General features: G+C 48.8%; 7 protein-coding genes. All 7 read left to right on the forward strand.

What is annotated here, in order from left to right; translation table 11 throughout:
- Positions 1-9: 9 nt before the first annotated feature.
- The 7 genes from ACX93W_RS21360 to mnhG are packed head-to-tail and all read left to right on the forward strand — an operon-like array spanning position 10 to position 5770.
- A complete protein-coding gene (locus tag ACX93W_RS21360; protein WP_459394398.1) occupies positions 10-2403 on the forward strand; it encodes a Na+/H+ antiporter subunit A in 2394 nt (797 codons plus the stop codon).
- Positions 2400-2822 (forward strand): Na(+)/H(+) antiporter subunit B, encoded by a 423-nt coding sequence (locus ACX93W_RS21365; RefSeq protein WP_459394399.1) that lies wholly within the window; start codon positions 2400-2402, stop codon positions 2820-2822. Before ACX93W_RS21360 ends, ACX93W_RS21365 begins: the two co-directional genes overlap by 4 nt.
- A gap of 1 nt (position 2823) precedes the next feature.
- A complete protein-coding gene (locus ACX93W_RS21370; RefSeq protein ID WP_459394400.1) occupies positions 2824-3162 on the forward strand; it encodes a Na(+)/H(+) antiporter subunit C in 339 nt (112 codons plus the stop codon).
- The gene (locus ACX93W_RS21375; protein WP_459394401.1) at positions 3155-4630 is read left to right on the forward strand and encodes a Na+/H+ antiporter subunit D; all 1476 of its coding nucleotides are present in this window, start codon (positions 3155-3157) and stop codon (positions 4628-4630) included. The genes ACX93W_RS21370 and ACX93W_RS21375 overlap by 8 nt, the downstream gene beginning before the upstream one ends.
- A 24-nt stretch (positions 4631-4654) precedes the next feature.
- Entirely contained in the window at positions 4655-5131 is a 477-nt protein-coding gene (locus tag ACX93W_RS21380; RefSeq protein ID WP_459394402.1) for a Na+/H+ antiporter subunit E, read from the forward strand.
- Positions 5131-5415 (forward strand): Na(+)/H(+) antiporter subunit F1, encoded by a 285-nt coding sequence (locus ACX93W_RS21385; RefSeq protein WP_459394403.1) that lies wholly within the window; start codon positions 5131-5133, stop codon positions 5413-5415. Before ACX93W_RS21380 ends, ACX93W_RS21385 begins: the two co-directional genes overlap by 1 nt.
- Positions 5393-5770 (forward strand): monovalent cation/H(+) antiporter subunit G, encoded by a 378-nt coding sequence (gene mnhG, locus ACX93W_RS21390; protein ID WP_459394404.1) that lies wholly within the window; start codon positions 5393-5395, stop codon positions 5768-5770. The genes ACX93W_RS21385 and mnhG overlap by 23 nt, the downstream gene beginning before the upstream one ends.
- Positions 5771-6810 lie beyond the last annotated feature (1040 nt).

Here is a 6810-nt window from a genome sequence, read left to right on the forward strand (position 1 = left end):
GGTCACAAGTTGTCTTTACTGCATTTAGCTGTTTTATTGCCTTTCCTTTACACCATTCTTGTGCCGTTTTTCTTTAAGAAAATCGCCCGCGTCCATACGGGCTGGTTCGTCATCGTCGTCCCCCTTCTGCTGTTTGTTTATTTCCTGTCGCAATTTCCCATTCAGAACAGCCAAGATCCTATTGTACGGAGTATTCCATGGATCCCTTCCGCAGGTATAGACTTTACGCTGCACCTTGACGGTCTCTCTCTGCTCTTTACGCTCATAATTACCGGAATCGGCTGTCTGGTTGTGCTTTATTCCATTTATTATATGTCGATGAAGAGAGAAGCTCTTCACAACTTTTATGTTTATTTGCTTCTTTTTATGGGTGCCATGCTTGGCGTGGTGCTGTCCGACAATTTAATGGTGCTGTATGTATTCTGGGAGACGACAAGCGTTTCGTCCTTCCTGCTCATTGCTTATTGGTATCAACGCAAAAACTCCCGTTACGGCGCGCAAAAGGCGATGCTCATTACCGTATTTGGCGGCTTTGCGATGCTGCTTGGCTTTTTGATGCTGGGCTCCGTGGCCGGCACTTTCAGCATTCGCGAAATCATCGACATGCGGGACGTTGTCACAGAACATTCCCTGTTTATTCCCGCCATGCTTCTTGTATTGCTTGGAGCATTCACCAAGTCGGCCCAGTTTCCTTTTCATATCTGGCTGCCGGACGCGATGGAAGCTCCGACGCCGATCAGCTCCTATCTGCACTCCGCCACCATGGTCAAGGCCGGCGTCTATCTGGTCGCCCGGGTTACGCCAATCTTCGGCGGTGATATGAACTGGTTCTGGATTATTACCATCGGCGGTACCGTCACCTTGTTCTGGGGCGCATTTATGGCGATTCGCCAGACCGATCTGAAGGCGCTGCTCGCTTATTCCACGATTAGCCAGTTGGGATTGATTATGTCCCTGCTCGGCATCGGATCGCTTGCCCTTAATCCTTCATTTTCGGCGCAATCGCATTTGTTCACCGGCGCCATGCTGGCTGCGATCTTTCATTTGTTCAACCATTCCATCTTTAAAGGCTGTCTCTTTATGGTGGTGGGGATTCTTGACCACGAGACGGGCACGCGCGATATCCGTAAGCTGGGCGGCTTGATGAGCCTGATGCCGGTATCCTTTACGCTGACCGTTATCGGAGGGCTTTCCATGGCAGGGCTACCTCCATTCAGCGGTTTCCTCAGTAAAGAGATGTTTTTTACCGGAGTGCTGTCGGTATCCCGCACATTGGATCAATGGACCGTTTTGCTGCCGATCGCCGCTTGGATTGCCAGCATCTTTACATTTGTGTACAGCATGATTCTGGTGTTCAAAACCTTTACAGGCAACTACCACCCCGATCGCTTGGACAAAAAACCGCATGAAGCGCCGCTTGGCATGCTCATTTCGCCGGTCATCCTGGCCAGCCTTGTCGTGCTTGTGTTTTTTTTCCCAAATCTGGTGTCCTATTCGCTTCTGGAACCAACGATGCATTCCGTGTTCCCGAACCTCTTGGGACCTGGTGAAAGCTTTAATGTCAAAATCAAGGCTTGGCACGGCCTCAATCTGGAGCTGTTCATGACAATCGGCATCGTCATTATCGGCACGCTCCTGTTTAGAACCTTCAAAAAATGGATGGATATTTACTATAACCTGCCGCGCAAGCTGACCTTGAACAGCTTCTATGACAGAGGCCTGACAGGAGCGGAGAATCTGTCCGCCCGCATCACAAGCTTCTATATGAATGGTTCGCTTCACAGCTACCTGAGCTATATGTTCGGATTCCTGATTTTTGTCGTTGGCGGCGCATTTTTTCTGCAAAATGCGTTTGGCGCTAATCCAGCCGGGACTTCATCGATAGCCCTGTATGAATATATATTGGCGGGCTCTATCGCCGTTCTTGCAGGCTTTATCATCTTTGTCCAAACCCGTCTGACGGCAATCATTGCAGTTGGCGCGGTTGGTTATCTCGTTTCGTTGATGCTCGTTATTTTCAGAGCGCCGGATCTCGCGTTAACCCAGCTTGTTGTCGAAACGATCACAACAGCATTGTTCCTGTTATGCTTCTACTTCCTGCCCAAGCTGAAATCGGAGACTGTCCGCATACGCGTACGGCTGTCCAATCTGGTTATTTCCATTGGCGTAGGGGCTATTCTGACCTTGATCGGCATTTCTGCGCATAGCAGCAGCCAGTTCAAGCCTATCGCCACCTATTTTGAGGATGCCTACAAGCTCACTGGAGCTAAAAATATGGTTAACGCCATTCTCGTTGATTTCCGTGCTTTTGACACCATGCTGGAAAGCGTTGTGCTCTTCACGGCAGGTATCGGGGTCTACACCTTAATCAAGCTGCGCAAGTCAAGGAGGGGGAACCAGTGAATTTTTCCAACGTCATATTGCAGACCGCAGCCAAGGTCCTTGTTTTTATCATCATGATTTATTCGATCTACATCCTGTTTGCCGGACACAATAATCCCGGCGGCGGCTTTATCGGCGGATTGATTACGGCCTCCGCCCTTATGCTGCTCTATTTGGCCTTTGATGTGGAAACCGTCCGCGACATCATTCCGGTGGATTTCAAAATCGTTGGCGCGATCGGCGTCATGCTTGCCCTGTTAACGGGTCTCGCCTCTGTTTTATTCGGCGACAACTTCCTTTTTCAATATTATGAATATGTCAATTTGCCGCTTCTGGGCAAAACGGGACTTGGTACCGCGTTTGTTTTTGATCTTGGCGTATATATGGCCGTAGTCGGTACAACGATGACTATAATACGTAGCATTAGCGAGGACGAATAGTATGGAAATCGTAATGACAATTGTTGCTGGAACCTTGTTTACATCAGGGGTTTACCTGATTCTGAGCAAAACGCTGCTTCGCATTATTTTGGGGCTGTCCCTGTTTACCCACGGTGTTCATATCATGCTGATGTCGATTAACGGTCTTAAGAAGGGGGCCGCGCCGCTTCTTGCCGAAGAAGCTGCCACCTATACCGATCCCGTTCCGCAGGCGCTTATTCTGACTTCGATCGTTATCAGCTTTTCGCTTACCGCATTTTCTCTTGTGCTGGCTTACCGAACCTACAGGGAACACGGGACGGACAACATAGAGAAATTAAGGGGACAAGATCATGAATAATTTAGTTGTATTGCCTTTGTTTATTCCTCTGTTCCTGGGCGTCAGCCTGTTTTTCTTCCGTACCAAATACCGTCTCCAGCAATGGATCGCCGGGATAGGAACGCTTGCCACAATCGTTATTTCATTAATCCTGGTGGGCGAGGTATCGAAAAATGGCATCCAAGTGCTTCATATGGGCGGATGGGAAGCGCCTTACGGCATTCCGCTAGTAGCGGATATGATGGCCGCCATTCTGGTGTCCGTGTCTTCCATCGTAACGCTTGCTTGCCTCATTTTTGCCTTTCATTTTATTGGCGAAGAGCGCAAAGGGCATTATGTATATCCGCTAATGATGATTTTGCTCTGCGGGGTCAACGGCTCCTTCCTGACCGGAGATATTTTCAACTTGTTTGTTTTCTTCGAAGTCATGCTGCTGTCTTCCTATGTGCTGCTCAGCCTGGGAGGCGGACGCGTGCAGCTTAGGGAAACCATCAAATACATCATTATTAATATCGTTTCCTCCAGTTTGTTCGTCCTTGCCATCGGGTATCTGTATTCCATAACCGGCACGCTGAATATGGCGCATATCGCCCAGCGTATTGCGGAGCAAGGCCAAGACGGCTTGACCACAACCGTCAGCCTGCTGCTGATGATGGTATTTGGACTGAAAGCCGGACTGTTTCTGTTTTTCTGGCTGCCCGGCTCCTACAGCGCGCCTCCGGCTCCGATCGCCGCGTTGTTTGCGGCGTTGTTGACGAAGGTTGGCATCTATGCCATCATTCGCACCTTTACGCTGATCTTCCCCCATCAGCCAGAAATTACGCATACGATTCTGCTCTGGATGTCGGCATTAACGATGATTTTGGGAGCAATCGGGGCAATTGCCTATTGGCGCATCAAGCAAATTTTGGCCTATAACGTCATCATCTCCGTTGGATTTATTCTGTTCGGCGTTGGAGTAGCGACTGAAGCTTCCTTAAGCGGCGCCGTCTATTACCTGGTTCACGATATGATCGCTAAAGGTTTGATCTTTATTCTCGGCGGTACGATTGTGATTATTGCTGGCACCGACAAACTGAAGGAAATTAGCGGTTTGGTGCGTTATCGTCCCATTTTGACCTGGTTATTCTTCATTTCGGCGCTTGCGCTTGCAGGCGTGCCTCCGCTAAGCGGCTTCATCGGCAAATTCATGATCCTGGAAGGCGGCGTGGATGAAGGCTACTATTTGATGGCGGGCATCAGTCTGCTGACCAGCTTGCTTGTTCTGTACTCTGTAATGAAGGTGTTCATCAACAGCTTCTGGGGTGAGACGCTGCTGAGCGAAGGCGAACAGAAATCAAGCGGCAGAGGCGTTTTGATTCCCGGTTTTATGTTAGCCGCGCTGGTAGTCGGCCTTGGGCTAGGCGCTGAAGCCGTAATGCCTTATATCAACCAAGCAGTCGAGCCGCTGGTTAATCCGCAAATCTATATAGACGCCGTCTTTTCATAAGGCCCCGGAAGGATGTGATGTAGTATGACGTTGCAAATATTGCTGAACCTGCTGGTCGCCATGATCTGGATGCTTCTGCACGACAAATGGAGCATGTTAACCTTTGTCATTGGCTTTATATTAGGTGCGTTTATTATCTTTTCAATGCGCCGATTTTTTCCGACGCCGTTTTATGGAAGAAAGCTATGGTGCATCGCCAGACTGTTCTGGCTCTTTTCCATTGAGCTTTTTGTCTCCAGCGCCGTTGTTTCCTGGCAAATCATTCGGCCGCGGCTGAATATTCAACCCGGTATTTTCAAGATGAACACGCGCATGCGCACGGAATGGGAGTTGTCCATGCTGGCTAACCTGATGACGCTGACGCCAGGCTCCGTTATTTTGGAGATTGCGCCGGAGGAAGGCATTCTGTATGTGCATGCCATGGATGTGCCCAGCATGAGAAAAGGCATCATCCGCACGAAGGACCGTTTTGAAGATGCCATAATCGAGGTGATGCGCTAATGTTCCAGACTCTGCTTATGACGTCACTCATTATGTTGACCATATCCATCGCCATTGCGCTTTTTCGAGTTGTAAGAGGCCCTTCGCTTCCCGACCGCATTTTGGCTCTGGATTCGATCGGATACAATATTATCGGGATCGTAGCCGTATTGTGCATTATGCTGGACTCCAGCTCTTATCTGGAAACGATACTACTGATCGGCATTTTGGCCTTCCTGAGTACGGTTGCGTTGTGCAAGTTTTTGGAAAGAGGTGTTGTGATTGAGCGGAAAAGAAATGATTGAAATCATCGTTGTGATCATGGTACTGACGGGAACGGTGCTTAGCCTGATCAGCTCGCTGGGATTTCTCAGGCTGCCGGATGTCTATACACGCTCTCATGCCGCTACCAAAAGCATTACGCTAGGCATTTTGTTTATTCTGCTCAGCACCTTTATCTATTTCCTCTTTGTTCACAATCAGGTCAGCGTCAGGCTGCTTCTGGGCATCATCTTTGTTTTCCTGACAGCGCCGGTGACCGGACATCTGATCGCCAGATCCTCGTACCGCTTCGGCGTGAAACCCGCAGGGATTACAGACGAGCTAGCCGCCGATCTGGAACGTGCCAAACGCAAAACCGGGGAAAACAGCGAAGCTTAACCTCGGCGCATTTACTGCTCTAACTGCGTTAACTGCACTAACTGCTCTAACTGCTCTAACTGCTCTAACTGCTCTAACTGCTCTAACTGATTCTAACTGCTCTAACTGATTCTAACCGCTCTAACTGATTCTAACCGCTCTAACTGATTCTAACCGCTCTAACTGATTCTAACTGCTCTAACTGCTCTAACTGCTCTAACTGCTCTAACTGCTCTAACTGCTCTAACTGCTCTAACTGATTCTAACTGCTCTAACTGATTCTAACCGCATTAACTAGGCGCTATGCCGTCTATGCGATATGGCATGGGCGGTGCGCGGTGTGGCTCTGTACGACGAAGCTGTAAGCACAGTCGTTGTTGCTTTTTACAACGAAGCTGATGGCTGCGGCGCTTGATGTTCCTTTGTACGACAATGCTGATAAGCTGCGTATGTTGTTGCTTTCTACGACGAAGCTGATAAGCTGCGTGCGTTGTTACTTTCTAAGACAAGCGGATGGCTGCGGCGCGCAATGTCGTTTTGTACAACTAGGCTTATGGATGCAGGGGTCCGTTGCAAATTGGGTGGAAGCTGACCAGTAACGCTGCTAGAACTATCATCTAAAGGACATAAACGTCCATTAGAGGCGATTTTTGGGGATTTTGTGTTTTTAATGGACATTTACGTCCGTTAGAGCTCAAATAATGCCTAAATTCGTCTTTTTTAGGAGCTAACGGACGAATTTGACCGTTAAAAATGAGAAAAGTGCCATTTTGCACGTTTAATGGACAGATGTGTCCGTTAGCGATATAACCGGAGCAACATGACCGTGAGTGGCATGTCCGTTAGCGACATGACCATGAGCAACATGACCGTGAGTGGCATGTCCGTTAGCGACATGACCATGAGCAACATGTCCGTGAGCAACATGTCCGTGAGCAATGGAGTGCTACTATAAAAATGCAGTCGAAAAACACCCTCGTATGAAATAAAATGAAAGCAGACGAGGGGACGAGAGACAATGAATCAATACGACAAAACATTCAAAGAAGAAGCGGTACGAT

The organism is Paenibacillus sp. CAU 1782, from assembly GCF_054551715.1.

What these genes read in the sequence shown, in the direction of transcription:
- ACX93W_RS21380 (WP_459394402.1), top strand. Translation starts at nt 4,655, where the DNA reads ATGACGTTGCAAATATTGCTGAACCTGCTGGTCGCCATGATCTGGATG.
- ACX93W_RS21385 (WP_459394403.1), top strand. Translation starts at nt 5,131, where the DNA reads ATGTTCCAGACTCTGCTTATGACGTCACTCATTATGTTGACCATATCC.
- ACX93W_RS21370 (WP_459394400.1), top strand. Translation starts at nt 2,824, where the DNA reads ATGGAAATCGTAATGACAATTGTTGCTGGAACCTTGTTTACATCAGGG.
- ACX93W_RS21375 (WP_459394401.1), top strand. Translation starts at nt 3,155, where the DNA reads ATGAATAATTTAGTTGTATTGCCTTTGTTTATTCCTCTGTTCCTGGGC.